Consider the following 22,341-nt stretch of genomic DNA (forward strand, 5'->3'; position numbering starts at 1 on the left):
CACTGATGAAAGTTGTCAGTGCAGTTTTTATTAAACAGGATTAGGACTTTACTAGCCTATTTAGTGCTTTTTGGTACAATAGTTCAATTAAAAAGGAGACTCTATGGATTTAGATAATATTCGACAAGAAATCGATAAAATCGATGACCAGATCGTTCAACTTTTAGAAGAGAGGATGCATTTAGTTGAAGGAGTAGTTGCCTATAAAAAAGCTTCAGGAAAACCTATTCTAGATACTAAAAGAGAAGAAGTTATCTTTGAGAAAGTCAAAAGTCGTGTAGGCAATAAAAAATACGAAGATACAATTGTTGAGACTTTTTCAGATATTCTCAAACGTTCACGTGATTATCAGGATAAAACGATCAAATGAAAAAAGAAAAATTTTACCCTCTAGGAATCTTTCTAGCTGGTATGCTGGGGGGAATTGTGCGTTTTCAGATTTCGAGATGGTTGCCATCTAGTCCAGACTTCCCTTGGGGAACACTAGTAGTCAACTATTTAGGAATTTTTTGCCTTGTCTACCTTGTAAAAGGTTATCTGGTTTATAAGGGAAGTAGTAAAGGCACTATTCTAGCGCTTGGAACAGGATTCTGTGGTGGCTTAACGACTTTTTCTAGTCTCCTATTAGATGCAGTGAAATTGCTGGACACAGGGCGCTACCTTAGTTTGGTGACGTATTTGATTTTGAGCGTCGGTGGCGGACTTTTATTAGCTTATTGTCTAGGGAGGAAGAAATGGTAGTATTTTATCTAGCACTTGCTTGTGGACTGGGTGCTCTTGTTCGTTATTTCTTTTCCCGTTATAATCAGGGTTCAGTACTGCCTCTAGGAACTCTCATAGCCAATATTCTTGGCTGTTTTCTGATTGGCTTATTTTATAATCATGTGGAATCAAAAGAAATCTATCTTATCCTTGCGACAGGTTTTTGTGGTGGCTTGACTACTTTCTCAACTTTGAATGATGAACTCCAAAGACTGATCAATGACAAGAAGGCATTTTATAGTTATTTATTATTAACCTACTTGCTTGGTTTTCTTGCAATTTTTTTGGGAATTTTGCTTTAAATTTCTTTACTTTTTCTAGGAATTTTGATAAACTGTATCTTGTGTGTAATGGACGCACAAAAATACAGTTTATCCGCTGAGGAAGTTTCCTCAAGATTGACAAAGATAGGAGAATAAAATGAATCCATTAATCCAAAGCTTGACTGAAGGTCAACTTCGTACAGATATCCCTTCATTCCGTCCTGGTGACACTGTTCGTGTACACGCGAAAGTTGTCGAAGGAAACCGTGAACGTGTTCAGATCTTTGAAGGTGTTGTTATTGCACGTAAAGGTGCTGGCATCTCAGAAAACTACACAGTCCGTAAAATCTCTAACGGTGTAGGTGTTGAACGTATCTTCCCAATCCACACTCCACGTGTTGAAAAGATCGAAGTTGTTCGTTACGGTAAAGTACGTCGTGCGAAATTGTACTACTTGCGTGCTCTTCAAGGTAAGGCAGCTCGTATCAAAGAAATCCGTCGTTAATTCGATGATAAAAACTCTGCTGCAAGGCAGGGTTTTTCTCTAGCTCCCTTAGTTCAATGGATATAACAACTCCCTCCTAAGGAGTAGTTGCAGGTTCGATTCCTGCAGGGAGCGAAACTAGCCACAAAAACACTGGATAACCAGTGTTTTTTCTTTGACCAAATTTTGAACATTTAATATGATATCTATGGTGTGTTATAATAGATGTAGATTTTGTTGTTTTTGGGAGAGAGAAATGAAAGAAAGATATTATGAATTTTTGAATATGGCAGTTGTGGATACTAGTCCTATAAAGAACTCTGACTTTTTAAAATCAACTGCAATGGAAGTGATTTTTGCTTTGCTGATATTTATAGTCTCTTTTTTTATAGAAGGTGAGATGCATGATATGAGTATGATTATCCTTTACATTACTATTCTTCATATACTGGTACTCGTGTTCATGTACTTGCTATTTCAAAAGTTTTCCAAATCAAGATTATTGCAATTGATTCCAGCTAGTTCTATTTTAATTTCTCATGTTGAGTTTCTTTTCTGGAGTTCTTTATTTTTGGGAGATGACTCCTGGTCTGTCTTCATGGTGTTGATTGTCTTAAGCATTATGTTTCAACTACTAACCTTTGTTTACCAGTTGTTAATTGTCCCTAAAGCTAAGAAATTACCACATGGTGAGTATAGGAAGAATCTTTTATTTTTTCCTTCAGTTGTTTGCCTATTGATTTCAGCAATTGTAGTGGTTATAGCACGTTTATTTACGTTGCCGGCGGTATATGTTGTTACTTCCCTTGTTGTAGCGAGCATAGTCTGTCTTCCCTTCTATTGGCTTGAATATGCACGAGTATTTACAGGTTGGAAAAAGAAAAGCACGAATAACTTTATTTACAGAGGAGAAATAAAATGAGTATTGTTTATGATTTAATTTATAAAAAACATGATGAGAAAATTAGGAAAGAGTTCCTTGAAGAATTGAAAGAAACAGCAAAGGAAGAAATTAGGAAAGAGTTCCTTGAAGAATTGAAAGAAGCAGAAAAAGAAGAAATTAAGGAAAGAAATAGAAAGGCTTTAGAAAAGCATTTATCTAATGTTAATGAACTCATTGAAAATAAAAAATGGATAGCTATTGAGAAGTATCTAAAGTTACTGTCTCTAGAGTATAATTTTAAAGTTGCTAAAGAGTGTCTTGAAGCTGATTATTACAGTGAATTGCCATATGCTTCTGCTATTTTTTCAAATTTAATGAATGAAGTCAAAGTGGAAGTTGAACGTTATTATTTTGAATACTCTGAACATAATCCTTATCGTAGTTATGAACATAGAATTGATGAAGATAAAATTGTTTATAAATTTACAGACCATCCTATTTTGTTAAGACCTTGGAACTCTTTAAGGATTTTGCAGAATATTATTGATATTAACCAAGATAATGTTCTAAGTACTGAAGATGAAAAATGGTTGCATAATCTTAAAAATTATTACTATTTTCCGCTGGGGTTGATTGTGTGCAATGGCGGTAACCATTCACAATTATCTTCTATTTTGGAAGGAGACGGGGAGTCTGCTATTGAGATGATTTTAGATATGAGAGCTCTATATGAAGAAGTAGTATTTGATGGGAATGATTTTATTTCAAAAAGAGATAACAGAGTGATTCCTGTTACAAATTCAGAAAAAGAAATTGTTTTGAATACTAAGAACTTACTGGGAGTTTATTTTGAAATTGGTAGACTCTTGCAAGGACATCTAGAATATTTCCCAACCTATATTACAAAGTATTTAAAAAAATGATTATTTTAAACAAGGGTTTATAAAAATGGCCCAACAACGATTGAAACTTGTTTGAGCACTTTTAGAAAGCCAGGAGAAGTCTTGTTTAAGGTTTATATTCCAACAAACATTCCAATTGAAGAAAATCAAGATGTGTTGATGGAACTGTTTATTCCAGTAGAAGAAGAGTATATCGAAAACGCTTTGCCGAAAGACTTTTTGTATCATAGTATGTTTCAAGTTTTAAATACTGTTTCAACTAGAATTTTGGAACCAGATGATGAGTCAGTAAGAGAAGGAATTGACTTTTTAGCAGGCTATATTCGTTTTCGAGATTATAAAGAGTTGACTCCTCCCTTCTTTTTTACCACAGCAATTAATGAAAAATTCTATACAGATATAAAAGTAGGAGTGTTGAAGGACTAGGTGTAGCCATTGGATGCTTTATGAATGACTTTAAAATAAAGGAATTAAATATTCAATCTGTAACAGATGCAGCTAAGGAAGCAATTGGCAATGGCTTAAAAGCAATAGGAGGGTAGGAAAAAAGGCAAATGCAAATGTTAAAGTCTCTTATTCACTAATTTGCAAAGACTTGAACGAAGCAATCGATGAAAAAAATAAAATCATCGCCAACTCACTTGACGATGAAACTGTTGAGATAAAAATTAAATTCTTACGTGATGTTTGAACTGTAAAATCATTCGGAGATGGTGCTATCGTAGATCGCGTAATAGAGCCATGGTCGATTGTCTGATAGCTGTTGCAGGAGAGTCGCTATTATTGCTCTCGTTTACTGTGTAGAGCATTGCAGATGCCACGGTAGCATCAAGTACAAACTTATCTGTATATTTGTTTTTCCTTCTATCAGAGTAGGTAATTGTCAGTGTGATTTGACCTTTATAACCTTCTTGTATTGATGATGTAAATTTTTGTCCTGGAGCAATCATATTTCCGATGAGTGAGCCAAAGCGGTGTATTGAGTTCAATGAATCCAATTCTCCATCTATTTGAATATTATCGATATATGCTGGAGTTTTGCCAAAGTTTTTAAAAACATAGGCACGTTGTTGATTTTTAACTGCATAGGCATCCACGTAGACATTAATATAAGGCTTTGCCATATCCTCGGTTGCTTTCTTCGTTTGCCAGAGTGAAATGGTATTTAATATAAAACCAATTATAGCAATAATCACTGTGATATAGAGTGTCCAGATTTGGACGTTTTCATTAGTAATTGGCGACATGAAATTCACCTCCTTTCTGCTTTTATTATAGCAAAAAGGAGAGAGAAATATAGAAGAGAGGAAAGATGCCAGAGCAAAAAGAAAAATACCACGATAGACGTGGTAGACCTGATGAAGTGAGGTTTGAAAAAGTTATCCACCTTTCAATTTTGAGAGGCGAAGGAACCGAGACGGATGACATTAGGGTTGTAGAACAGTATTATAACATGGACGGCTATCTAATATTCGAATTAGCTCCTTGTTCTCCACATTATCAGGAATTTTTAGGCTTGCGTTGATCTTGTTTATCTTTGTCCAAATCTAAAATATCTTGTAGTAATTGCTCGTTGTCATGACGTTCAATATACCATTTTTGCATAAGTAATTCTATAAATTTCAGCAACTTGTGTGCCTCATGCGGTTCAATATCCACAATAAGATTTATATCTTTTTCTGGATGAGCTCCAATATTCCCAAGCTTTCGTAGGGCATCAAGTACTTTTTTAGTACTTGGGTCAACAAGATCTTTTAAAGCGTCTATCTCATCTACTAATCTTGCTTTCGAAATCCCCCAAAAATCCCTAATCATTCCTTGTAAACAACGTCTAGAGAGGGTTGCAGAGGCTTTGGGGCTGAGATTTAAGATAGCGTGAGCTTCTTCATAATCACTTCTGATTGTTTGCGGAATGTAATCTGGATAGGCTTTAGCGAGAGAAATTGGATTGAAGTGCATAATGCGGTTTGGGAATTGACTTCCTACGCCCACGATGTCGATTGAAACTTTATGACAGTTTGGACAATTCATTGTTTGTATTGTTATTTTGTCACACAAATTTTCTTTGCTAGCAAAATATGGACGACGAATCAAAAAGTAGTGCTCATCTTCTCGAAAAGTATCGTAGTGATTTGGAACAGAATAGCCGCAAAATAAGCAGAATAGTTTATTGGAATCCATAAAATTTCTCCAATCATTTTTATTTTATTATACCAAATTTAGAAAGGAATGCTATTTACGAAATATTTAATTTTCACGGACAGGAAGTCCGTACGATGACAATCAACGATAAACCTTGGTTCGTTGGAAAAGATGTTGCAGATATCTTAAGATGTTTTACCAGTTATTAGAAGACAAGGTGGTTTTATCCGCGAGGTGCGTTTAAGAAGGGTAAAGAAACATAAAGAACACTGAAGTTTCAGTGTTTTTTTATTTTTTAACTCTTAAGAGACCATGAACATATAGGGAGAACGAAACCGCTCTCTTTTTTATGTTATAATAGGTATAGAATGTTTAGGAGAAAGAGATGAAAAATCATAAATACTTATTTTGGGTTGTTAGTGTAATGCTAATGTTTTTGACACTTTATGCACTAAATGGATGTAGTTTGGGTGGTGAAACAATCCCCAAAAATAGGACAAAAGAACAGTACGAATTCGAAAAAACGTTTGAACCCATATTTAAATTTTTAGAACAAGACAAGAAGGACTTTACGGGACTAAAGATATACATTAGTAGAGTCTATATAAAAACTGAAGATGGAGTCAGAAAATACGAAGTGGACTTAGATATTAATCAAGCTGACATTAAAGGTGATTACACAATAACACATGGGGAGAATAAAGAAACTGTTCCTGTTACATATTCTAATGGCAAGTTAAATTATGAGTCTGAGATAAATCCTTTATTTGATGAGGAAATTTTCAATTTAGTTGTTAAAAGAGATTATTTTACTTCATTGGGTGTAAAAGAAACTTTTAAGAGCGCAGAGACAGAACTTCGTGAGATTGTATACCAGCCAGAACAAAACTCTGACCTCTATAAACATCTGAAAAGTAAATATGATTTACCAGAAGAAACGACATGTATAGTAGTAATAAATCATTCCGGCTCAACTATATATAGATCTACTATACAACTAGAATCGAATCAGAAGATTGTACAAATAAGTAACGTTATTTTTGCAAAAGAATGAGGTTTTTATGAACGGAATCGAAAAGAGTAATCGATGGATTGAAAGGTAAAGCTATTGAAAATACAATATAAATGTTAACTAGGGAGAGAATATGAAAAATCATAAATACTTATTTTGGGTTGTCAGTGTAATGCTGATGTTTTTGACACTTTTTGCACTGAATGGATGTAGTTTGGGTGGTGAAACCATTCCCAAAAACAGAACAAAAGAACAGTACGAATTTGAAAAAACGTTTGAACCTATATTTAAATTTTTAGAGCAAGACAAGAAGGAGTTTAATGGATTAAAGCTTTACAAAAATAGTATTTATATAGAGAGTGGAAACGTAGTAAAGGATTATAAAGTATTATTAGATACTAGCCAATCTGACATTAAGGGTGACTATACAATAAAAATTGGGGATAATAAAGAAACAGTTCCAGTTACTTACTCTAATGGGAAGTTAAATTATGGGTCGGAGGTAACTCCTTTATATGATGAAGAAATTCTTAATTTGGTAGTACAAAGAGATTATTTCGCTTCCTTGAATATAAAAGAAACCTTTAAGAGTGCTGAAACTGAATTGAGCGATATTATCTATGAACCAGAAAATCATTCTGACCTCTATAAATATCTTAAAAATAAGTACGATATGCCAGAGGATACGACCTGTCGAATAATATTAGATTACTCTAGTGGAACAATCTATGGTATTACAATTCAGATGAATTCGAAAGATAAGACAGTTCAGTTGGATTTAACAATATTTAAACAAAAGGGATGATAGTTTATGAACGAAATCGAAAAGAGCAATCGTCGGGTTGAAAGGTAAGCAATACAAATGCTAGTTAGGGATAGAAACATGAAAAAAGGCTTATTAATTGGATGCTTATCCATGGTTATACTATTTGCAATATTCATAATCCTTAGTCCTATTTTTGCAATGCTGGATATGTGGGGTCTATTTGCCCAAGCAAGTCGGAATGAACTTGAGCAAGCTGTACATCGCTCTTATGAGAACTACGGTCTTAAAGGTCAGTTTGAGTTAGAAAAATACGAAAAAAACTATACAAGTGTAGGAGGATTTGTAATCCATGGTACTTACACTGAAAATATAGATGGTAAAACCTATCAAGCTAATTCTCGTTTTGAATACTATACTCGTCCTTCGGAAAATAAAAAGTATAAAAAAACGGATGCAGAAGTAGATTATGAACAAAACAAAAAAATTTATCAGGCTTTTCCAGAATTAGCCTATCTAGGAATTGAGATTAGTCCAGGTACCAGCGAATTTTTAAAAAATTTGGATACTTCAATAACAGATCCTAAAATGACTGCTTTGAAGTACGAAGGGATTGATTTTCAATTTAATAGTAAATCTGGTAATATCCACCTTTATGATGAAATCTTAGAGGAAAATCAAAGAAAAGGACAAGCATTACAAGGGATGCATCCTATGGATGCTCAATATCTTTTCCAAAAAGATATTTTTATACCAGAATTTCAATTTCGATACTACACTCCAGAAGACAAGAAGGATCAGTTATATGATGCTTATCTTGAAGACCTTGAATCGCAAATGAAAGAATTTTTTAACAATCAACCCCTTCCAAGCGGTATTTATGCTGTAAAGATTGATAAATATGAAGGGGATAAACTTGTCAATAATAGCGGTGGATATTATGTAAAGATTGAGAATCGTCAAGTTGTGGAGTTTATCAAAGTTTTATACTAAAAGTTGCGTTCAACTGTTCAAAATATAAGAGAAAGATGAATTTTTTTAAATGACCCAAGAAGAATATTTGTAACTAAAAAAAGAATATAAAATTCGCTTAGTCTTAGTAATAGTTCTATCCGTATTATTTTCTATCCTAAGTATCTTGCTCATCATAAATCTCAATAGATTTATCCCGCTAGGCGCGACAGCCATGGCTACAGTTGTGCCATTTAACCATTTTTTACTCGTTCCACTTTGGGAAGAGAAAAAAGCGATTGAAGCAGAGCTTCCTGAATGGAAGGACCTTAGTACAAGCGGAGTTAGGGTCCCTTCGACAGAAGCGAGTAAACGAAACATAGCAACTGTTGGGAGCATTATTGCCTTGTTCTTATCGTTTGCTTTACTCTATAGGCCTGCTAAGGTATACCAGAAGGTGCCTACTGTCGATGAACTAAAGAACCTTCCCAAGATTGAGAACAAGGGCATTCCTAAACTGGATAATAAAAAAATCCCAAAAATAAAAAAAAACTCTGAAGAGTAATCTGTAATAAAAACACCCCAGGAATTAGTTTTTTATATCTAACTTCTGGGGTGCTTTTATTATATTCTATTCAGTTTACAAGACCCAAGTACGGATAGCATGGGCTACACCAGATTCGTCATTTGTTTTGGTGATGTATTTGGCGATTTTTTTGAGTTCTGGGTTTCCGTTTTCCATAACAACGGGATTACCAACGACTGCTAGCATGGCACGGTCATTTTCTTCATCCCCAATCGCCATGGTTTCATCCTTACTTAGTCCAAGTTTCTCAGCTAGGTGAGTGATAGCAGATCCCTTGTCTACATCCTTTTTAAGGAGTTCTAGGTAAAATGGAGCAGATTTGTTGATAGAGTATCGCTCGTAAAATGTTGCTGGAATCTTTTCAATAGCAGCATCGAGAATCTCTGGTTCGTCGATAAACATACATTTGACGATTTCTTTATCAGCCATCTCTTCAGGTGTACGGTAAAAAATTGGCATACTGACGAGGGTTGATTCGTGTACGGTGTATTTTCCGATATTGCGATTGGCAGTGTAGATGCCGTCCTTGGTAATAGCATGCATATGGACTCCAAGTTTACGGCTGAGAAATTCCATATCCAGATAGTCCTCGTAAGTTAAGGATTCACTGATAATCTCATGACCATTAGCAGTTTCTTGGACAAGGGCACCGTTGAAGGTCACAACATAATCACCTTCATCTCTCAACTGCAAGTCGTCAAGGAGTTTGGCAACACCAGCGATGGGGCGTCCTGTTGCAATGACAACCTTGACTCCAGCTGCTTTGGCATCTTGGATAGCTGCAAAAACTTCTGGAGTAATTTCTTTTTTACTATTAACTAGGGTACCATCAATATCGACGGCGATTAGTTTTATACTCATAAATTTCCTCTGTTATTTCTTGTCTGGAGTAAAATGATCATTCTCAATCAGTTTTGAAAATTGTTGAATGATATTTGTGAAAATACTGTTTTGCTTAAGCATTTCTTTAGGGAAGTAGAAGCGGTTGTCACCATGACGGCTGCCAGAGAGAGACTGAACGATAGGCGATAGGCTAGAAAGTTCTGCCAGCTCGCCATTCTTTTGGACAATCTCAATTTGTGTTCTAGGATTTTCAGACTCTGGTCGATAAATATCGTAAGGAAGGTCAAAATTCTTATGAATAGCTGTGTAATAGTTGGGGTCAAAACCAATTTCTTCTACTAAATTACGCATGATTTCAAGCTGGTCTTGATCTTCCTCAGAAAAAGTAATAGATTTAAAGACCTTACGGTTGATAAAACGTTGGGAAAGGTCGGCTAGAATCTTGTCTGTACTAGTCATCCAGAGTTGGAAATAAGTATTCATAACCCCGTCGTCAAGTGCAAGATAGTCAGATAAGGTTACCTTCTTCTCAAAAAATGGCAGTAGATGTGGGGATGTAAGGGCAAAGAAGTCCTTATTTTCAGGATAGAGCTCCTTAGCACGTTTGAGAAGATTTTGCAGAAGGACTTCCATGGCGCGTGTGGCTGGGTGGAAATAAACCTGCATATACATCTGGTAACGACTGAGTACATAATCCTCGATCGCATGCATCCCATTACGCTGAAAGGCAATGCCATTTTCAACAGGACGAATGACACGAAGAATACGTGTCAGATCAAACTGGCCATAAAAAGCACCGGTGAAGTAGGAGTCGCGAAGGAGATAGTCCATACGGTCTGCATCAATCTGACTAGAAATGAGCTGAACCACTTGTTTGTTTGGATAAGTGTGATCGATAACGCTGGCTACTTTTTTTGGAAAGTCCGGTGCAACCTGCAAAAGGACCTGATGAATCTCTGTATCAGGGCTTTGGATAATTTCCTGGGTAATTGCCTCATGGTCGGTGTCAAAGAGATTTTCAAAAGTATGAGAGTAGGCACCGTGTCCGAGATCATGTAGAAGAGCCGCAGTCATGGTTAATAGTGACTCGTTAGAATCCCATTCCTCAGGATATTTCTCCTCAAAAATCTCAGTGATTTGACGGGCAATTTCGTAGACACCCAAACAGTGAGAAAAACGACTATGCTCTCCACCATGGAAAGTATAGCTAGATGTCCCAAGCTGTTTGATGCGACGGAGCCGCTGAAATTCTTTGGTATTTATCAGGTCATAAATGACTTGATTATTAACGTGGATATAGTTGTGAACTGGGTCACGAAATACTTTTTCATTCATAAGACCATTATAGCAAATTCCTTGCCTTTTTGGTAAAATAGTAGGGATAAGTGAAAAGAAAGAAGAATAGTTGTGAAGATTAGAATGAGAAATACCATCAAGTTCGATGAACAATTGGAAGTAATCGACCAACTTTATGATGTTGAATTACGGGAAAAGGGCGATTTTTCCTATCTCCTTTTTTACAATGAAGACCAAGAAAAAGTAGTTTTGAAATTTAATGGTGAGGAACTGGTCATGACACGTTTCTCAAATCCTAAGACCATCATGCGTTTTCTCAAGGATTCTGATAGTTTAGCCTATATTCCGACACCTATGGGACTGCAGGAGTTTATCATTCAAACAAGCCACTATGAAGTTGGTGAAGAGAAGATTGAACTAGCCTACCAACTACAAAACAAAGAAGGTGTTCCATTTGCCAACTACCGTTTAGAAATTACTTGGGGATAAGAAAAAGAGGCTGGGACAAAAGTCCTAGCCTCTCAATTGTCTTTGGAGTGTCGAGCAAGACGCAGTGGTTGAGTAGGCTCTACTACGCTGATTTTATCAGCTTTTACAGCCCTACTCAACTGTGCGGAGGTGGGACGACGAAATCGAATTCTAACGAATTACCGATTTCTGTCCCACTCTCATTTGATATACAGTTCCTGATTTTTCAAGACGATTTCACGTACACTTGCAAATTTCTTCAGTTTTTTAAGCTCTTCTGGATGGGTGACAAGAGTGATGACATAGCCTTCTTTACCCATGCGTCCTGTACGACCCGCACGGTGAGTGTAAGTTTCCGTGTCTCTAGGGACGTCAAAGTTAATCACGCATTCCAAGCTATCAATGTCGATACCACGAGCGAGAAGGTCTGTCGCAAGAAGTAGTGTCAGTTGATTATCTTTGAATTTTTCTAGAATAACTTTTCTAAATTTAACGTTGACATCGCTAGCTAGCGAAACTGCTAAAACATCACGATATTGTAATTTTTCCTCGGCGCTTCCAAGGTCAGACAAGCTGTTAAAGAAGACAAGACCACGGAAATCTTCAACCTGTGCCAGTTTACGAAGCATATCTACTCTGTGACGTTGGTCTACTTGCATGTAGAAGTGTTGAATATTGTCTAACTTTTGGTCTGATAGATCAATGATGCGCGTGTTAGGTGCAATCTTATCTTGGTCAAATTTGGTAGTGGCACTCATGTAAATAAGTTGATGGTCACGAGGTGCGTGGTGGGTAATCTTTTCTACAAAGTGGATTTGAGAATCATCTAGCAACTGGTCGAATTCATCAAGAATGATTGTTTCCACGTTCATCATCTTGATTTTTTTCAATTTAATGAGTTCGAAGATACGACCGGGAGTTCCGATCAAAATTTCTGGTCCTTTTTTAAGTCGTTCAATTTGGCGTTTCTGGCTCGAACCGGATAGAAATAGCTGAGCTGTTAATCCGATGGCCTCACCCCAGGTTTTAGTGACTTCAAAAATCTGACCAGCCAGTTCAGTATTTGGTGCTAAAATCAATAATTGTTGGGCTTTTTTCTTTTGCAGTTTGAGAAGACTAGGTAGGAGATAGGCTAAAGTCTTCCCTGTACCAGTTGGACTGACTCCAAGTAGGTTTTTACCTTCTGTTATAGGTTCAAAAAGTTGAATTTGAATGGGAGTAAATTCTTGGAATCCCAGTTGATCAATCAATTCTTGCCATTCGGTAGGTAGTTTGGTTTTCATTTTTCTGCCTCAAATCTAATGCCAGCATTCTGGCGCATGGTGTAAAGTAGGTTGTGGACGTGTGTCGCATCATCAATCCAAGATTGGTAGAGAGTTTGCTCTGGTTGTTTAATCATGTTTGCAAAAGCAGCAACTTCCTCAGTCATGGTGTGAGGAGCCTGCTGGATAGCTAGATGTGTTTCATTACATTGATGATCTTTAAAAATAGCTGATTGGACATGCTCGATTGTATTAAGTGTCAAGGTTCCATCAGCAGTATAAATCTCACAAGGAAGATTAGAAGTGATATTCTTTCCTGCTTTGATATGCACTTGATAGTCAGGATAGTAGAGCATGCCATCCCCATTTAAATCAATGCTATTATCTAGTTTCTGAGCTTGATAGGTTGCATGAGTCGGTTTTCCAAATAAGCGAACAGCTGCATAAATAGGATAAATACCAAGATCCATAAGAGCACCACCAGCAAAACGGTCTGAAAAAACGTTAGGAGTATCGCCAGCAAGTAGGTTAGGCATCTTAGAAGAATATTTAGCGAAGTTAAAGTCTGCACCAAGAATTTGTTTGTTCGCAAGAAAGTCTTTGATTGTGGCAAAAGCATCTTCATGATAGTTACGTGCTGCTTCAAAGATAAAACATTTATTATCTTTAGCCGTTTGAACTAATTCCTGCCATTCTTGTGGTTGAGTGACAGCTGGTTTTTCAAGGATAACATGTTTGCCAGCAGATAAAGCCATCTTTGCTTGACTAAAATGCAGAGAATTCGGACTAGCAATGTATACCACATCGAATGAATCATAAAAGAAATCATTTAGCTGATCAAATAGCTTAACGCCTTGATACTGTTCAACAAACTTTTCTGCGGTTTCTATTTTTCTAGAATAGACTGCACCCAGTTGAAATTCCCCGCTAGTATGGGCAGCCTCTAGAAAATGATGGCTGATTGAACTAGTTCCTATGATACCAAGTTTTAGCATAGTTACTCCTTTTCCACAAGTAATGATTGATTTCATTATATCATAGAAAGAGCCAACTCGTTACCTTGAGATAATTCTTTTGCTTTGATACTTCGAAATTTCTAGAAAAAATGGTACAATAGTTACAGTAAATTTAGGAGTTTAGTATGAGATTATTACCTATGAGAAAAATTTCTCGTCATTCAAAAAGATTGGCGCTTTTTTTGACTTTTTGCGCAGGTTATGTCGATGCCTATACGTTTATTGTAAGAGGAAATACCTTAGTTGCTGGGCAAACGGGGAATGTGGTATTTCTATCAGTCGGAATCGTTCAGAGAAATTTGGCTGATGCTGAAATAAAGATATTGACACTTTTATCTTTCATGTTAGGCGTTTTTATGTTGACGATTTACAAGGAAAAACTTCGCATTGTTAAAAAACCCATTCTATCACTTGTTCCATTAGCTATTTTATCATTGATAATCGGCTTTATTCCATTGAGTGTTGATAACATGTTTATTGTTCCGCCTTTGGCTTTTTGTATGGGTCTCGTTACAACAGCTTTTGGAGAGGTTTCTGGAATTGCCTATAACAATGCCTTTATGACGGGAAATATCAAACGCACCATGTTAGCTTTTGGTGAATACGTCCGGACCAAGCATACAGCCTTTTTAATGGAGGGATTGATTTTTGTGAGCCTACTTGTTAGTTTCGTTCTAGGAGTAGTATTTTCAGCTTACTTAACGATTATCTTCAGCGAAAAAACGATTTTAGGTGTCCCCGTCATGATGAGTATTTTTTATCTAAGTATGGTTTTATCTTCTTTGCAAAAAAAGTCTGATAAAAGGCTGAATTTTGAGTGAAAATACTTGTCAAAAATTTGGAATCATGCTATACTTGTAGAGTTGACTATGCACAGTCCTGTGCAACCGCACGATCATCGTTGCTTGATTCATCAAGTTTAAGTGGTTCGTCCCACGATGCTAGGCGAGTCTTCACAAAAATTCGGGGAAACCCAAAAAATCATAGGAGGTGCATAATGAGCACATACGCAATTATCAAAACTGGCGGAAAACAAGTTAAAGTTGAAGTTGGTCAAGCAGTTTACGTTGAAAAATTGAACGTTGAAGCTGGTCAAGAAGTTACTTTTAACGAAGTTGTTCTTGTTGGTGGTGAAAACACTGTTGTCGGAACTCCACTTGTTGCTGGAGCTACTGTTGTTGGAACTGTTGAAAAACAAGGAAAACAAAAGAAAGTTGTTACTTACAAGTACAAACCTAAAAAAGGTAGCCACCGTAAACAAGGTCACCGTCAACCATATACTAAAGTTGTCATCAACGCAATCAACGCTTAATTTTAAGGAGAACACATGATACAAGCAGTCTTTGAGAGAGCCGAAGATGGCGAGCTGAGGAGTGCGGAGATTACTGGACACGCCGAGAGTGGCGAATACGGCCTAGATGTCGTGTGTGCATCGGTTTCTACGCTTGCCATTAACTTTATCAATTCCATTGAAAAATTTGCAGGCTATGAACCAATCTTAGAATTAAACGAAGATGAAGGTGGCTATCTGATGGTTGAAATTCCAAAAGATCTTCCTTCTCACCAGAGAGAAATGACACAATTATTCTTTGAATCATTTTTCTTAGGTATGGCAAACTTGTCGGAGAACTCTTCTGAGTTCGTCCAAACCAGAGTTATCACAGAAAACTAACACGGAGGAAAACATTATGTTAAAAATGACTCTTAACAACTTGCAACTTTTCGCCCACAAAAAAGGTGGAGGTTCTACATCAAACGGACGCGATTCACAAGCTAAACGTCTTGGAGCTAAAGCAGCTGACGGACAAACTGTAACTGGTGGATCAATCCTTTACCGTCAACGTGGTACACACATCTATCCAGGTGTAAACGTTGGACGTGGTGGAGACGATACTTTGTTCGCTAAAGTTGAAGGCGTAGTACGTTTCGAACGTAAAGGTCGCGATAAGAAGCAAGTTTCTGTTTACCCAATCGCTAAATAAGCATTAAAAAAGGCTTTCCAAAAATCTTGGAAAGCCTTTTTTTCTTGAACAATATTAGTATCAGTTATTTTTAAAGTTTACTTGAGAAACTGTTTTAAATCAATAAAATCTTAAGGAGCTTATTTGATTTATTATGATAGATAATAAGAAGGAAATATGGTATAATATAGGGTGAGACCTTATGAATAAATAGTGAAAGAGTATATAAAAAATAATGAAAAAAATAGTCATTAACGGTGGACGTCCATTAAAGGGTGAGATAACCATTAGCGGAGCAAAGAATAGTGTAGTTGCTCTGATTCCTGCTATTATTTTATCAGATGATGTAGTTATTTTGGATTGTGTTCCAGATATCTCCGATGTCGCTAGTTTGGTTGATATTATGGAAATTATGGGTGCGAGTGTTAAGCGCTATGATGACGTTCTAGAAATTGATCCTCGTGGTGTTCAAAATAAACCAATGCCATACGGTAAGATTAACAGCCTTCGCGCATCCTATTATTTCTACGGTAGTCTTCTTGGACGTTTTGGTGAAGCAACAGTAGGTTTGCCTGGTGGATGTGACTTGGGTCCTCGTCCTATTGACTTGCACTTGAAAGCTTTTGAAGCTATGGGTGCTAAGACAACCTATGAGGGAGACAATATGAATCTCTCAACTAATGGTTCTAAGTTACAGGGTGCTAGTATTTATATGGATACTGTAAGTGTAGGAGCAACTATTAATACGATGCTTGCAGCAGTAAAAGCTCAAGGACGTACAGTCATTGAAAATGCTGCTCGAGAGCCTGAAATTATTGATGTAGCTACTTTGTTAAATAATATGGGAGCTCATATTCGTGGTGCAGGTACGGATATGATTACTATCGATGGTGTTGAATCTCTACACGGCACACGTCATCAAGTTATTCCAGATCGTATCGAAGCTGGTACTTATATTTCTTTAGCTGCTGCTGTTGGACAAGGAATTCTTATTAACAATGTACTTTATGAACATTTAGAAGGTTTCATTGCGAAACTTGAAGAAATGGGTGTTCATATGACTGTTTCTGAAGATAGTATCTTTGTTGAAGAGCAGAAAAATCTAAAAGCTGTTAATATTAAGACTGCTCCATATCCAGGATTTGCTACAGACCTTCAACAACCGATTACACCACTTTTGTTGAAAGCAGAAGGACGAGGGACACTGATTGATACCATTTATGAAAAACGTGTGAACCATGTCTTTGAATTAGCTAAAATGAACGCAGATATTACAACGACTAATGATCACATTATATATAAGGGTGGTAATTCTTTACACGGTGCAAGTGTAAGAGCGACTGACTTACGTGCAGGTGCAGCCTTGGTTATTGCTGGATTAATGGCTGAAGGTAGAACAGAAATTACTAGTGTCGAGTTCATCCTACGAGGCTACTCAAATATTATTGAGAAATTACGTAAGCTTGGAGCAGATATTGAGCTAATCGAAGATTAGCCATTTTGAGGAACACAATGAATATCTGGACGAAATTAGCAATGTATTCTTTCTATGAGACGGAACGTTTGTATTTCCGTCCATTCTTTTTTACGGATGTAGATGACTTTCATGCCCTAGCATCAGACCCTGAAAATCTCCAATTTATTTTTCCTACGCAAGCCAGCATTGAGGAAAGTCAATATGCTCTTGCTAACTACTTTATGAAATCACCCTTGGGAATTTGGGCGATTTGTGATAAGAAAGCACAGAAGATGATTGGAGCCATCAAGTTTGAAAAGCTGGATGAAATCCGTAAAGAAGCAGAAATTGGCTATTTTTTAAGGAAAGACTATTGGTCTCAGGGATATATGACTGAAGCAGTTACCAAATTACGCGATTTGTCTATGGAACAGTTTGAATTAAAACAACTTTCTATTGTGACGCATTTAGAGAATAGTGCTAGTCAAAAGGTTGCACAAAAATCAGGCTTCGTTCTATATCGCCGTTTCAAGGGTAGTGATCGATATACTCGTAAGATGCGGGATTATCTAGAATTTCGCTATACAAAAGGAGAGCTAAATGAGTAAACACCAAGAAATTTTAGCTTATTTAGAAGAATTACCAGTCGGAAAACGGGTCAGTGTTCGAAGTATTTCAAATAGGCTGGGAGTGAGTGATGGTACAGCTTATCGTGCTATCAAAGAAGCTGAAAATAGAGGATTGGTTGAAACACGTCCTCGAAGTGGAACTGTCCGTGTCAAGTCCAAAAAAGTTGCCATTGAGAGATTAACCTTTGCAGAAATAGCAGAAGTCACTGGTTCAGAAGTTTTAGCTGGCCAAGCAGGTTTGGAGAGAGAATTCAGTAAATTCTCCATTGGAGCCATGACAGAAAAGAATATTCTTTCTTATCTTCATGATGGCGGTCTACTTATTGTCGGTGACAGAACACGAATCCAATTATTGGCACTTGAAAATGAAAATGCTGTCTTGGTAACAGGTGGATTTGAAGTTCATAAAGATGTTTTGGATGCCGCTAATAAGAAAAATATCCCAGTGTTACGCAGTAAACATGACACATTTACCATTGCAACCATGATTAACCGAGCTTTGTCAAATGTTCAAATAAAGACGGATATTTTAACTGTTGAAAAAATCTATCGTACTTGTCATGAATATGGTTTTTTACAAGAAACGGATACTGTAAAAGATTATTTAGATTTAGTTCGTAAGAATAGAAGTAGTCGATTCCCTGTTATCAATCAGCACAAGGTTGTTGTGGGTGTCGTGACCATGCGTGATGCTGGAGATAAATCACCAGGGACTACCATTGATAAGGTTATGACAAGAACGGTCTATATGACAGGCTTAGCAACGAATATTGCTAACGTGAGCCAGAGAATGATTGCTGAAGATTTTGAAATGGTACCTGTTGTACGGAGCAATCAAACCTTGCTTGGTGTCATTACTAGACGTGATGTTATGGAAAAAATGAGTCGTTCTCAGGTCTCAACTTTACCAACCTTTTCAGAACAGATTGGACAGAAGCTATCTTATCATCATGATGAAGTTGTTATTACAGTCGAACCCTTTATGTTAGAAAAAAATGGTGTTCTGGCTAATGGTGTTCTTTCAGAAATCTTGACTCATATGACGCAAGACTTGGTCGTTAATAGCGGGCGTAACCTCATCATTGAACAAATGTTGATTTACTTCTTACAGGCTGTTCAGATTGATGATGTTCTACGGATTCAAGCTAGAATTATTCATCATACGAGACGATCGGCTATTATTGATTATGACATTTATCTTAATCATCAAATTGTATCAAAAGCAAATGTAACTGTAAAAATTAATTAGAATCTAGGAGTAAACATGATTACATTAAAATCAGCTAGAGAAATTGAAGCTATGGATAAGGCCGGTGATTTTCTTGCAAGCATTCACATTGGCTTGCGTGATATCATCAAGCCAGGTGTTGATATGTGGGAAGTAGAAGAGTATGTTCGCCGTCGTTGTAAAGAAGAGAATTTTCTTCCACTACAGATTGGTGTTGATGGAGCAATGATGGACTATCCATATGCAACCTGCTGTTCGCTCAATGACGAAGTAGCACACGCCTTCCCTCGTCATTATATCCTCAAAGAGGGTGACCTTCTCAAGGTTGACATGGTTCTTGGTGGGCCAATCGCGAAGTCTGACCTCAATGTTTCTAAACTCAATTTTAACAACGTTGAGCAGATGAAAAAATATACTCAAAACTTTACGGGTGGCTTAGCTGATTCTTGTTGGGCATACGCAGTTGGCAAACCATCAGAAGAAGTTAAAAACTTGATGGACGTTACCAAGGAAGCTATGTACATCGGCATTGAAAAAGCTGTTGTTGGTAACCGAATTGGTGATATTGGTGCAGCGATTCAAGAATATGCTGAAAGTCGTGGATACGGCGTTGTTCGAGATCTTGTAGGACACGGTGTTGGACCAACCATGCATGAAGAGCCAATGGTTCCTAACTATGGTGTAGCTGGTCGTGGTCTCCGACTTCGTGAAGGTATGGTTTTGACAATCGAACCTATGATTAATACAGGTGATTGGGAAATCGATACAGATATGAAGACAGGTTGGGCTCACAAAACTATAGACGGTGGTCTATCATGTCAGTATGAGCACCAGTTTGTTATTACCAAGGATGGACCTGTAATCTTGACAAGTCAAGGTGAAGAGGGAACTTATTAATAAAAAAGGGAGCTGAGCTCCTTTTTTTATTCGTTAAAGTTGAAATCAAATTTGCGTAGCAGATATCTTACAAACGTTTTCTTTTATAGTAAAATAAAAGATGACTATATGAAAGAAGGTTCTTAATTGGAAAGTATTATATTTTTTATCTCTGTATTTTTAGCTGGTATCTTGTCATTCTTTTCTCCCTGTATATTTCCTTTGTTACCAGTCTATGCAGGTGTTTTGTTAGATGATCAAGAGCAGTCAAAAACATTTCGGTTTTTAGGTAAAGATGTTGGCTGGTCAGGATTAATTCGGACATTCTGTTTTATCGCAGGTATCTCTCTAATTTTCTTTATTCTAGGGTTTGGAGCAGGATTTCTCGGCAACTTACTCTATGCTGATTGGTTTCGTTATGTTATGGGTGGTATTATTATCATACTAGGCTTACATCAGATGGAAATCCTTCATTTACGAAAATTAGAGTTCCAAAAAACAGTAACATTTAATCAAAAACAGTCTAGTAAATATCTATCAGCCTTTCTATTAGGTATTAGCTTCAGCTTTGGTTGGACTCCATGTATTGGTCCAGTTTTAAGTTCAGTTTTAGCATTAGCAGCCTCAGGAGGAAATGGAGCTCTTCAAGGGGCCTTATTAACCCTAATTTATACTCTTGGAATGGCGCTTCCATTTTTAGTATTGGCCTTGGCATCAGGTCTCATCATGCCTTATTTTAGTAGAATTAAATCTCACCTACTCTTACTGAAAAGAATTGGTGGTTTACTAATTATTCTCATGGGAATTTTATTAATGTTGGGACAGTTAAATGTCTTATCTGGAATATTAGGATAAAAGGAGTTATCTATGAAAAAAATAATCTATTTTGGACTTAGTTTCTTATCTATCTTTCTTTTGATTGCTTGTGGCAAGGAAGAGAAGGAATCAAGTCAGGAAAATCAAACGACTCAAACACAGCAGCAAGCAAGTGTAAAACAAGTGGCTGTAGGAGTCGAAGCACCAGATTTTACCCTCCAATCGATGGATGGAAAAGAAGTCAAACTATCTGATTTTAAAGGTAAAAAAGTTTATCTAAAATTCTGGGCTTCTTGGTGCGGACCATGTAAAAAAAGTATGCCAGAACTAATGGAACTTGCTGCAAAAGAAGATCGCGATTTCGAAATATTATCTGTTATTGCACCAGGCCTTCAAGGTGAAAAAACCATAGACCAATTTCCAAAATGGTTTGAGGAACAAGGATATAAGGATATACCTGTCTTGTATGATACCCAGGGAACAACCTTCCAAGCTTATCAGATTCGAAGTATCCCAACAGAATATCTAATTGATTCAAACGGTAAAATTGCTAAGATTCAGTTAGGTGCGATTAGCAATGCAGATGCAGAAGCAGCGTTTGCACAAATGGATTAACGTTATAAAAAAATGTCTAGATTGTTTTGTCTAGACATTTCTTTTTTTAAAAATTTAATTGAATTAGTTTTTAGAAGCAGCTTGGAATTCTGGGTTTTTCCATGCTTCGTCAATAATTTCTTGTAATTCACGAGCAGAAAGTTGCATTTTTTGAGTTTCAGCGTCGTTCAATGGGATGTTAACTGGGCGAACGATACCATGCGCACCAACGATAGCTGGTTGACCGATAAAGACGTTTTCAACTCCGTATTGTCCTTCTTGGAAGACTGAAAGTGGAAGAACCGCATTTTCATCATCAAGGATAGCTTTTGTGATACGAGCAAGAGCAACTGCGATACCGTAGTATGTAGCACCTTTTTTGTTGATGATTGAGTAAGCAGCGTCACGAACTGAGATGAAGAGCTCAACAAGATCTGCTTCATTCAAGTCACGGTTAGCTTGTAACCATTGTTCCAATTTAACACCGGCAACGTTAGCGTGTGACCAAACTGCAAATTCAGAGTCACCGTGCTCACCCATGATGTAAGCGTGAACTGAACGAGCATCAACACCAATAGTTTCAGCAAGTGCTTGACGGAAACGAGCTGAGTCAAGTGAAGTACCTGAACCGATAACACGTTCTTTAGGGAATCCTGAGAATTTCCAAGTTGAGTAAGTTAAAATGTCAACTGGGTTAGCAGCAACAAGGAAGATACCGTCAAAACCAGACGCAACAACTTGTTCAACGATTGATTTGTTGATAGCAAGGTTTTTGCCAACAAGATCAAGACGAGTTTCACCTGGTTTTTGTGGAGCACCAGCAGTGATTACTACAAGGTCCGCATCCGCACAGTCTTCATACTTAGCAGCATAAATTTTCTTAGGCGAAGTAAAAGCAAGCGCGTGGCTAAGGTCTTCAGCATCACCAACTGCTTTTTCAAACAATTGAGGAATTTCAATGATACCAAGTTCTTGGGCAATACCTTGGTTAACAAGAGCGAAAGCGTAAGAAGAACCTACGGCACCGTCACCAACGAGGATAACTTTTTTGTGTTGTTTAGTAACTGTCATTTGTCTAAACATCTCCTTTGTTTTATTCAGGGGGATTCCCCATTTGATTTCATTCTATCACTTTTGCTAAGCTTTGT

Annotated in this window: 30 protein-coding genes, 1 tRNA gene and 1 other annotated feature; of the genes, 24 read left to right on the plus strand and 7 right to left on the minus strand. The window is 37.0% G+C overall.

Going from position 1 to position 22,341, the window contains the following annotated elements:
• The first annotated feature begins 103 nt into the window (after positions 1-103).
• The 8 genes from QM382_RS01750 to QM382_RS01785 all read left to right on the plus strand — a co-directional run bounded on the left by QM382_RS01750 (position 104) and on the right by QM382_RS01785 (position 3,720).
• Positions 104-370, plus strand: coding sequence for a chorismate mutase (locus tag QM382_RS01750; protein WP_006148651.1), 267 nt, complete (start codon positions 104-106; stop codon positions 368-370).
• Complete coding sequence (crcB, locus tag QM382_RS01755; protein WP_247921435.1) at positions 367-741, plus strand: fluoride efflux transporter CrcB; 375 nt, start codon at positions 367-369, stop codon at positions 739-741. Before QM382_RS01750 ends, crcB (QM382_RS01755) begins: the two co-directional genes overlap by 4 nt.
• Entirely contained in the window at positions 735-1,064 is a 330-nt protein-coding gene (gene crcB, locus QM382_RS01760) for a fluoride efflux transporter CrcB (RefSeq protein WP_247921436.1), read from the plus strand. The genes crcB (QM382_RS01755) and crcB (QM382_RS01760) overlap by 7 nt, the downstream gene beginning before the upstream one ends.
• A gap of 118 nt (positions 1,065-1,182) precedes the next feature.
• A complete protein-coding gene (rplS, locus tag QM382_RS01765; RefSeq protein ID WP_001068670.1) occupies positions 1,183-1,530 on the plus strand; it encodes a 50S ribosomal protein L19 in 348 nt (115 codons plus the stop codon).
• A 42-nt stretch (positions 1,531-1,572) separates the two neighbouring features.
• Positions 1,573-1,644: transfer RNA gene (locus QM382_RS01770), tRNA-Arg, on the plus strand.
• A 121-nt stretch (positions 1,645-1,765) separates the two neighbouring features.
• Positions 1,766-2,431, plus strand: coding sequence for a lantibiotic ABC transporter permease (locus QM382_RS01775; RefSeq protein WP_414272233.1), 666 nt, complete (start codon positions 1,766-1,768; stop codon positions 2,429-2,431).
• Positions 2,428-3,315 (plus strand): DUF6710 family protein, encoded by an 888-nt coding sequence (locus QM382_RS01780; RefSeq protein ID WP_414272234.1) that lies wholly within the window; start codon positions 2,428-2,430, stop codon positions 3,313-3,315. Before QM382_RS01775 ends, QM382_RS01780 begins: the two co-directional genes overlap by 4 nt.
• Positions 3,316-3,396: 81 nt before the next feature.
• Entirely contained in the window at positions 3,397-3,720 is a 324-nt protein-coding gene (locus QM382_RS01785; RefSeq protein ID WP_414272235.1) for a hypothetical protein, read from the plus strand.
• 290 nt (positions 3,721-4,010) lie between these two features.
• Here the strand turns inward: QM382_RS01785 and QM382_RS01790 are convergent, their stop codons facing one another.
• Positions 4,011-4,541: a hypothetical protein gene (locus QM382_RS01790; protein WP_414272236.1), complete on the minus strand. Its 531-nt coding sequence runs from the start codon at positions 4,539-4,541 to the stop codon at positions 4,011-4,013.
• A 65-nt stretch (positions 4,542-4,606) separates the two neighbouring features.
• Here QM382_RS01790 and QM382_RS01795 point away from each other — a divergent pair, with 65 nt between their 5' ends.
• A complete protein-coding gene (locus tag QM382_RS01795; RefSeq protein ID WP_414272237.1) occupies positions 4,607-4,819 on the plus strand; it encodes a hypothetical protein in 213 nt (70 codons plus the stop codon).
• Here the strand turns inward: QM382_RS01795 and QM382_RS01800 are convergent.
• Positions 4,795-5,475 (minus strand): DUF4145 domain-containing protein, encoded by a 681-nt coding sequence (locus QM382_RS01800; protein WP_414272238.1) that lies wholly within the window; start codon positions 5,473-5,475, stop codon positions 4,795-4,797. The two genes, QM382_RS01795 and QM382_RS01800, sit on opposite strands and share 25 nt — an antisense overlap.
• 346 nt (positions 5,476-5,821) lie before the next feature.
• Here QM382_RS01800 and QM382_RS01805 point away from each other — a divergent pair, with 346 nt between their 5' ends.
• From QM382_RS01805 to QM382_RS01820, 4 genes are all read left to right on the plus strand, one after another.
• A complete protein-coding gene (locus tag QM382_RS01805) occupies positions 5,822-6,490 on the plus strand; it encodes a hypothetical protein (RefSeq protein ID WP_414272239.1) in 669 nt (222 codons plus the stop codon).
• Positions 6,491-6,581: 91 nt separating this feature from the next.
• A complete protein-coding gene (locus QM382_RS01810) occupies positions 6,582-7,253 on the plus strand; it encodes a hypothetical protein (protein WP_414272240.1) in 672 nt (223 codons plus the stop codon).
• A gap of 78 nt (positions 7,254-7,331) precedes the next feature.
• Entirely contained in the window at positions 7,332-8,204 is an 873-nt protein-coding gene (locus QM382_RS01815; protein ID WP_414272241.1) for a hypothetical protein, read from the plus strand.
• A gap of 193 nt (positions 8,205-8,397) precedes the next feature.
• Complete coding sequence (locus tag QM382_RS01820; protein WP_414272242.1) at positions 8,398-8,727, plus strand: hypothetical protein; 330 nt, start codon at positions 8,398-8,400, stop codon at positions 8,725-8,727.
• Between the two features lie 75 nt (positions 8,728-8,802).
• Here QM382_RS01820 and yidA read toward each other — a convergent pair whose 3' ends face one another.
• Both yidA and QM382_RS01830 read right to left on the minus strand, forming a co-directional pair.
• The gene (yidA, locus tag QM382_RS01825; protein ID WP_225750242.1) at positions 8,803-9,609 is read right to left on the minus strand and encodes a sugar-phosphatase; all 807 of its coding nucleotides are present in this window, start codon (positions 9,607-9,609) and stop codon (positions 8,803-8,805) included.
• A gap of 12 nt (positions 9,610-9,621) precedes the next feature.
• On the minus strand, positions 9,622-10,926 hold the full coding sequence (locus QM382_RS01830) for an HD domain-containing protein (RefSeq protein ID WP_414272243.1): 1,305 nt from the start codon (positions 10,924-10,926) through the stop codon (positions 9,622-9,624).
• A 72-nt stretch (positions 10,927-10,998) separates the two neighbouring features.
• On the opposite strand from QM382_RS01830, the gene QM382_RS01835 reads away from it, so the two are divergent.
• The gene (locus QM382_RS01835) at positions 10,999-11,376 is read left to right on the plus strand and encodes a DUF1934 domain-containing protein (RefSeq protein WP_414272244.1); all 378 of its coding nucleotides are present in this window, start codon (positions 10,999-11,001) and stop codon (positions 11,374-11,376) included.
• Between the two features lie 179 nt (positions 11,377-11,555).
• On the opposite strand, the gene QM382_RS01840 is transcribed toward QM382_RS01835, so the two are convergent.
• The gene (locus tag QM382_RS01840) at positions 11,556-12,638 is read right to left on the minus strand and encodes a DEAD/DEAH box helicase (RefSeq protein WP_414272245.1); all 1,083 of its coding nucleotides are present in this window, start codon (positions 12,636-12,638) and stop codon (positions 11,556-11,558) included.
• Complete coding sequence (locus QM382_RS01845; protein ID WP_303405940.1) at positions 12,635-13,612, minus strand: Gfo/Idh/MocA family protein; 978 nt, start codon at positions 13,610-13,612, stop codon at positions 12,635-12,637. The genes QM382_RS01840 and QM382_RS01845 overlap by 4 nt, the downstream gene beginning before the upstream one ends.
• Positions 13,613-13,758: 146 nt before the next feature.
• On the opposite strand from QM382_RS01845, the gene QM382_RS01850 reads away from it, so the two are divergent.
• The 10 genes from QM382_RS01850 to sdbB all read left to right on the plus strand — a co-directional run bounded on the left by QM382_RS01850 (position 13,759) and on the right by sdbB (position 21,214).
• Positions 13,759-14,454: a YoaK family protein gene (locus QM382_RS01850; RefSeq protein ID WP_225750247.1), complete on the plus strand. Its 696-nt coding sequence runs from the start codon at positions 13,759-13,761 to the stop codon at positions 14,452-14,454.
• A 54-nt stretch (positions 14,455-14,508) separates the two neighbouring features.
• Positions 14,509-14,596, plus strand: a sequence feature (ribosomal protein L21 leader region).
• A gap of 34 nt (positions 14,597-14,630) precedes the next feature.
• A complete protein-coding gene (gene rplU / locus QM382_RS01855) occupies positions 14,631-14,945 on the plus strand; it encodes a 50S ribosomal protein L21 (RefSeq protein WP_000109141.1) in 315 nt (104 codons plus the stop codon).
• A 15-nt stretch (positions 14,946-14,960) separates the two neighbouring features.
• Positions 14,961-15,305: a ribosomal-processing cysteine protease Prp gene (locus QM382_RS01860; RefSeq protein ID WP_000613699.1), complete on the plus strand. Its 345-nt coding sequence runs from the start codon at positions 14,961-14,963 to the stop codon at positions 15,303-15,305.
• A gap of 16 nt (positions 15,306-15,321) precedes the next feature.
• Positions 15,322-15,615 carry a 50S ribosomal protein L27 gene (gene rpmA, locus QM382_RS01865; RefSeq protein ID WP_000916509.1) on the plus strand — a complete coding sequence of 98 codons (294 nt, stop codon included), beginning with the start codon at positions 15,322-15,324 and terminating at the stop codon, positions 15,613-15,615.
• A 214-nt stretch (positions 15,616-15,829) separates the two neighbouring features.
• Positions 15,830-17,089, plus strand: a complete 1,260-nt coding sequence (locus tag QM382_RS01870) for a UDP-N-acetylglucosamine 1-carboxyvinyltransferase (protein ID WP_049496536.1) — start codon at positions 15,830-15,832, stop codon at positions 17,087-17,089.
• A 17-nt stretch (positions 17,090-17,106) separates the two neighbouring features.
• A complete protein-coding gene (locus QM382_RS01875) occupies positions 17,107-17,658 on the plus strand; it encodes a GNAT family N-acetyltransferase (RefSeq protein ID WP_414272246.1) in 552 nt (183 codons plus the stop codon).
• Entirely contained in the window at positions 17,651-18,928 is a 1,278-nt protein-coding gene (spxR, locus tag QM382_RS01880) for a CBS-HotDog domain-containing transcription factor SpxR (protein ID WP_036757618.1), read from the plus strand. Before QM382_RS01875 ends, spxR begins: the two co-directional genes overlap by 8 nt.
• Before the next feature lie 15 nt (positions 18,929-18,943).
• The gene (locus tag QM382_RS01885) at positions 18,944-19,804 is read left to right on the plus strand and encodes a methionyl aminopeptidase (protein WP_247912417.1); all 861 of its coding nucleotides are present in this window, start codon (positions 18,944-18,946) and stop codon (positions 19,802-19,804) included.
• Between the two features lie 126 nt (positions 19,805-19,930).
• Positions 19,931-20,638, plus strand: a complete 708-nt coding sequence (gene ccdA2, locus QM382_RS01890; RefSeq protein WP_414272247.1) for a thiol-disulfide oxidoreductase-associated membrane protein CcdA2 — start codon at positions 19,931-19,933, stop codon at positions 20,636-20,638.
• Positions 20,639-20,650: 12 nt separating this feature from the next.
• A complete protein-coding gene (gene sdbB / locus QM382_RS01895) occupies positions 20,651-21,214 on the plus strand; it encodes a thiol-disulfide oxidoreductase-associated lipoprotein SdbB (protein WP_049496519.1) in 564 nt (187 codons plus the stop codon).
• Positions 21,215-21,277: 63 nt separating this feature from the next.
• On the opposite strand, the gene QM382_RS01900 is transcribed toward sdbB, so the two are convergent.
• On the minus strand, positions 21,278-22,264 hold the full coding sequence (locus QM382_RS01900; RefSeq protein WP_049496516.1) for an L-lactate dehydrogenase: 987 nt from the start codon (positions 22,262-22,264) through the stop codon (positions 21,278-21,280).
• Between the last annotated feature and the right edge of the window lie 77 nt (positions 22,265-22,341).

This window comes from Streptococcus infantis (genome assembly GCF_047465185.1).
GTDB classification, from domain to species: Bacteria; Bacillota; Bacilli; order Lactobacillales; family Streptococcaceae; genus Streptococcus; species Streptococcus infantis_O.

What these genes read in the sequence shown, in the direction of transcription:
- QM382_RS01750 (WP_006148651.1), top strand. Translation starts at nt 104, where the DNA reads ATGGATTTAGATAATATTCGACAAGAAATCGATAAAATCGATGACCAG.
- rplS (WP_001068670.1), top strand. Translation starts at nt 1,183, where the DNA reads ATGAATCCATTAATCCAAAGCTTGACTGAAGGTCAACTTCGTACAGAT.
- QM382_RS01775 (WP_414272233.1), top strand. Translation starts at nt 1,766, where the DNA reads ATGAAAGAAAGATATTATGAATTTTTGAATATGGCAGTTGTGGATACT.
- QM382_RS01860 (WP_000613699.1), top strand. Translation starts at nt 14,961, where the DNA reads ATGATACAAGCAGTCTTTGAGAGAGCCGAAGATGGCGAGCTGAGGAGT.
- QM382_RS01805 (WP_414272239.1), top strand. Translation starts at nt 5,822, where the DNA reads ATGAAAAATCATAAATACTTATTTTGGGTTGTTAGTGTAATGCTAATG.
- yidA (WP_225750242.1), bottom strand. Translation starts at nt 9,609, where the DNA reads ATGAGTATAAAACTAATCGCCGTCGATATTGATGGTACCCTAGTTAAT.
- QM382_RS01900 (WP_049496516.1), bottom strand. Translation starts at nt 22,264, where the DNA reads ATGACAGTTACTAAACAACACAAAAAAGTTATCCTCGTTGGTGACGGT.
- QM382_RS01815 (WP_414272241.1), top strand. Translation starts at nt 7,332, where the DNA reads ATGAAAAAAGGCTTATTAATTGGATGCTTATCCATGGTTATACTATTT.
- QM382_RS01810 (WP_414272240.1), top strand. Translation starts at nt 6,582, where the DNA reads ATGAAAAATCATAAATACTTATTTTGGGTTGTCAGTGTAATGCTGATG.
- QM382_RS01830 (WP_414272243.1), bottom strand. Translation starts at nt 10,926, where the DNA reads ATGAATGAAAAAGTATTTCGTGACCCAGTTCACAACTATATCCACGTT.
- rpmA (WP_000916509.1), top strand. Translation starts at nt 15,322, where the DNA reads ATGTTAAAAATGACTCTTAACAACTTGCAACTTTTCGCCCACAAAAAA.
- crcB (WP_247921435.1), top strand. Translation starts at nt 367, where the DNA reads ATGAAAAAAGAAAAATTTTACCCTCTAGGAATCTTTCTAGCTGGTATG.
- QM382_RS01885 (WP_247912417.1), top strand. Translation starts at nt 18,944, where the DNA reads ATGATTACATTAAAATCAGCTAGAGAAATTGAAGCTATGGATAAGGCC.
- spxR (WP_036757618.1), top strand. Translation starts at nt 17,651, where the DNA reads ATGAGTAAACACCAAGAAATTTTAGCTTATTTAGAAGAATTACCAGTC.
- rplU (WP_000109141.1), top strand. Translation starts at nt 14,631, where the DNA reads ATGAGCACATACGCAATTATCAAAACTGGCGGAAAACAAGTTAAAGTT.
- QM382_RS01820 (WP_414272242.1), top strand. Translation starts at nt 8,398, where the DNA reads ATGGCTACAGTTGTGCCATTTAACCATTTTTTACTCGTTCCACTTTGG.
- QM382_RS01875 (WP_414272246.1), top strand. Translation starts at nt 17,107, where the DNA reads ATGAATATCTGGACGAAATTAGCAATGTATTCTTTCTATGAGACGGAA.
- QM382_RS01780 (WP_414272234.1), top strand. Translation starts at nt 2,428, where the DNA reads ATGAGTATTGTTTATGATTTAATTTATAAAAAACATGATGAGAAAATT.
- QM382_RS01845 (WP_303405940.1), bottom strand. Translation starts at nt 13,612, where the DNA reads ATGCTAAAACTTGGTATCATAGGAACTAGTTCAATCAGCCATCATTTT.
- QM382_RS01795 (WP_414272237.1), top strand. Translation starts at nt 4,607, where the DNA reads ATGCCAGAGCAAAAAGAAAAATACCACGATAGACGTGGTAGACCTGAT.
- QM382_RS01800 (WP_414272238.1), bottom strand. Translation starts at nt 5,475, where the DNA reads ATGGATTCCAATAAACTATTCTGCTTATTTTGCGGCTATTCTGTTCCA.
- QM382_RS01850 (WP_225750247.1), top strand. Translation starts at nt 13,759, where the DNA reads ATGAGATTATTACCTATGAGAAAAATTTCTCGTCATTCAAAAAGATTG.
- QM382_RS01790 (WP_414272236.1), bottom strand. Translation starts at nt 4,541, where the DNA reads ATGTCGCCAATTACTAATGAAAACGTCCAAATCTGGACACTCTATATC.
- sdbB (WP_049496519.1), top strand. Translation starts at nt 20,651, where the DNA reads ATGAAAAAAATAATCTATTTTGGACTTAGTTTCTTATCTATCTTTCTT.
- QM382_RS01870 (WP_049496536.1), top strand. Translation starts at nt 15,830, where the DNA reads ATGAAAAAAATAGTCATTAACGGTGGACGTCCATTAAAGGGTGAGATA.
- crcB (WP_247921436.1), top strand. Translation starts at nt 735, where the DNA reads ATGGTAGTATTTTATCTAGCACTTGCTTGTGGACTGGGTGCTCTTGTT.
- QM382_RS01840 (WP_414272245.1), bottom strand. Translation starts at nt 12,638, where the DNA reads ATGAAAACCAAACTACCTACCGAATGGCAAGAATTGATTGATCAACTG.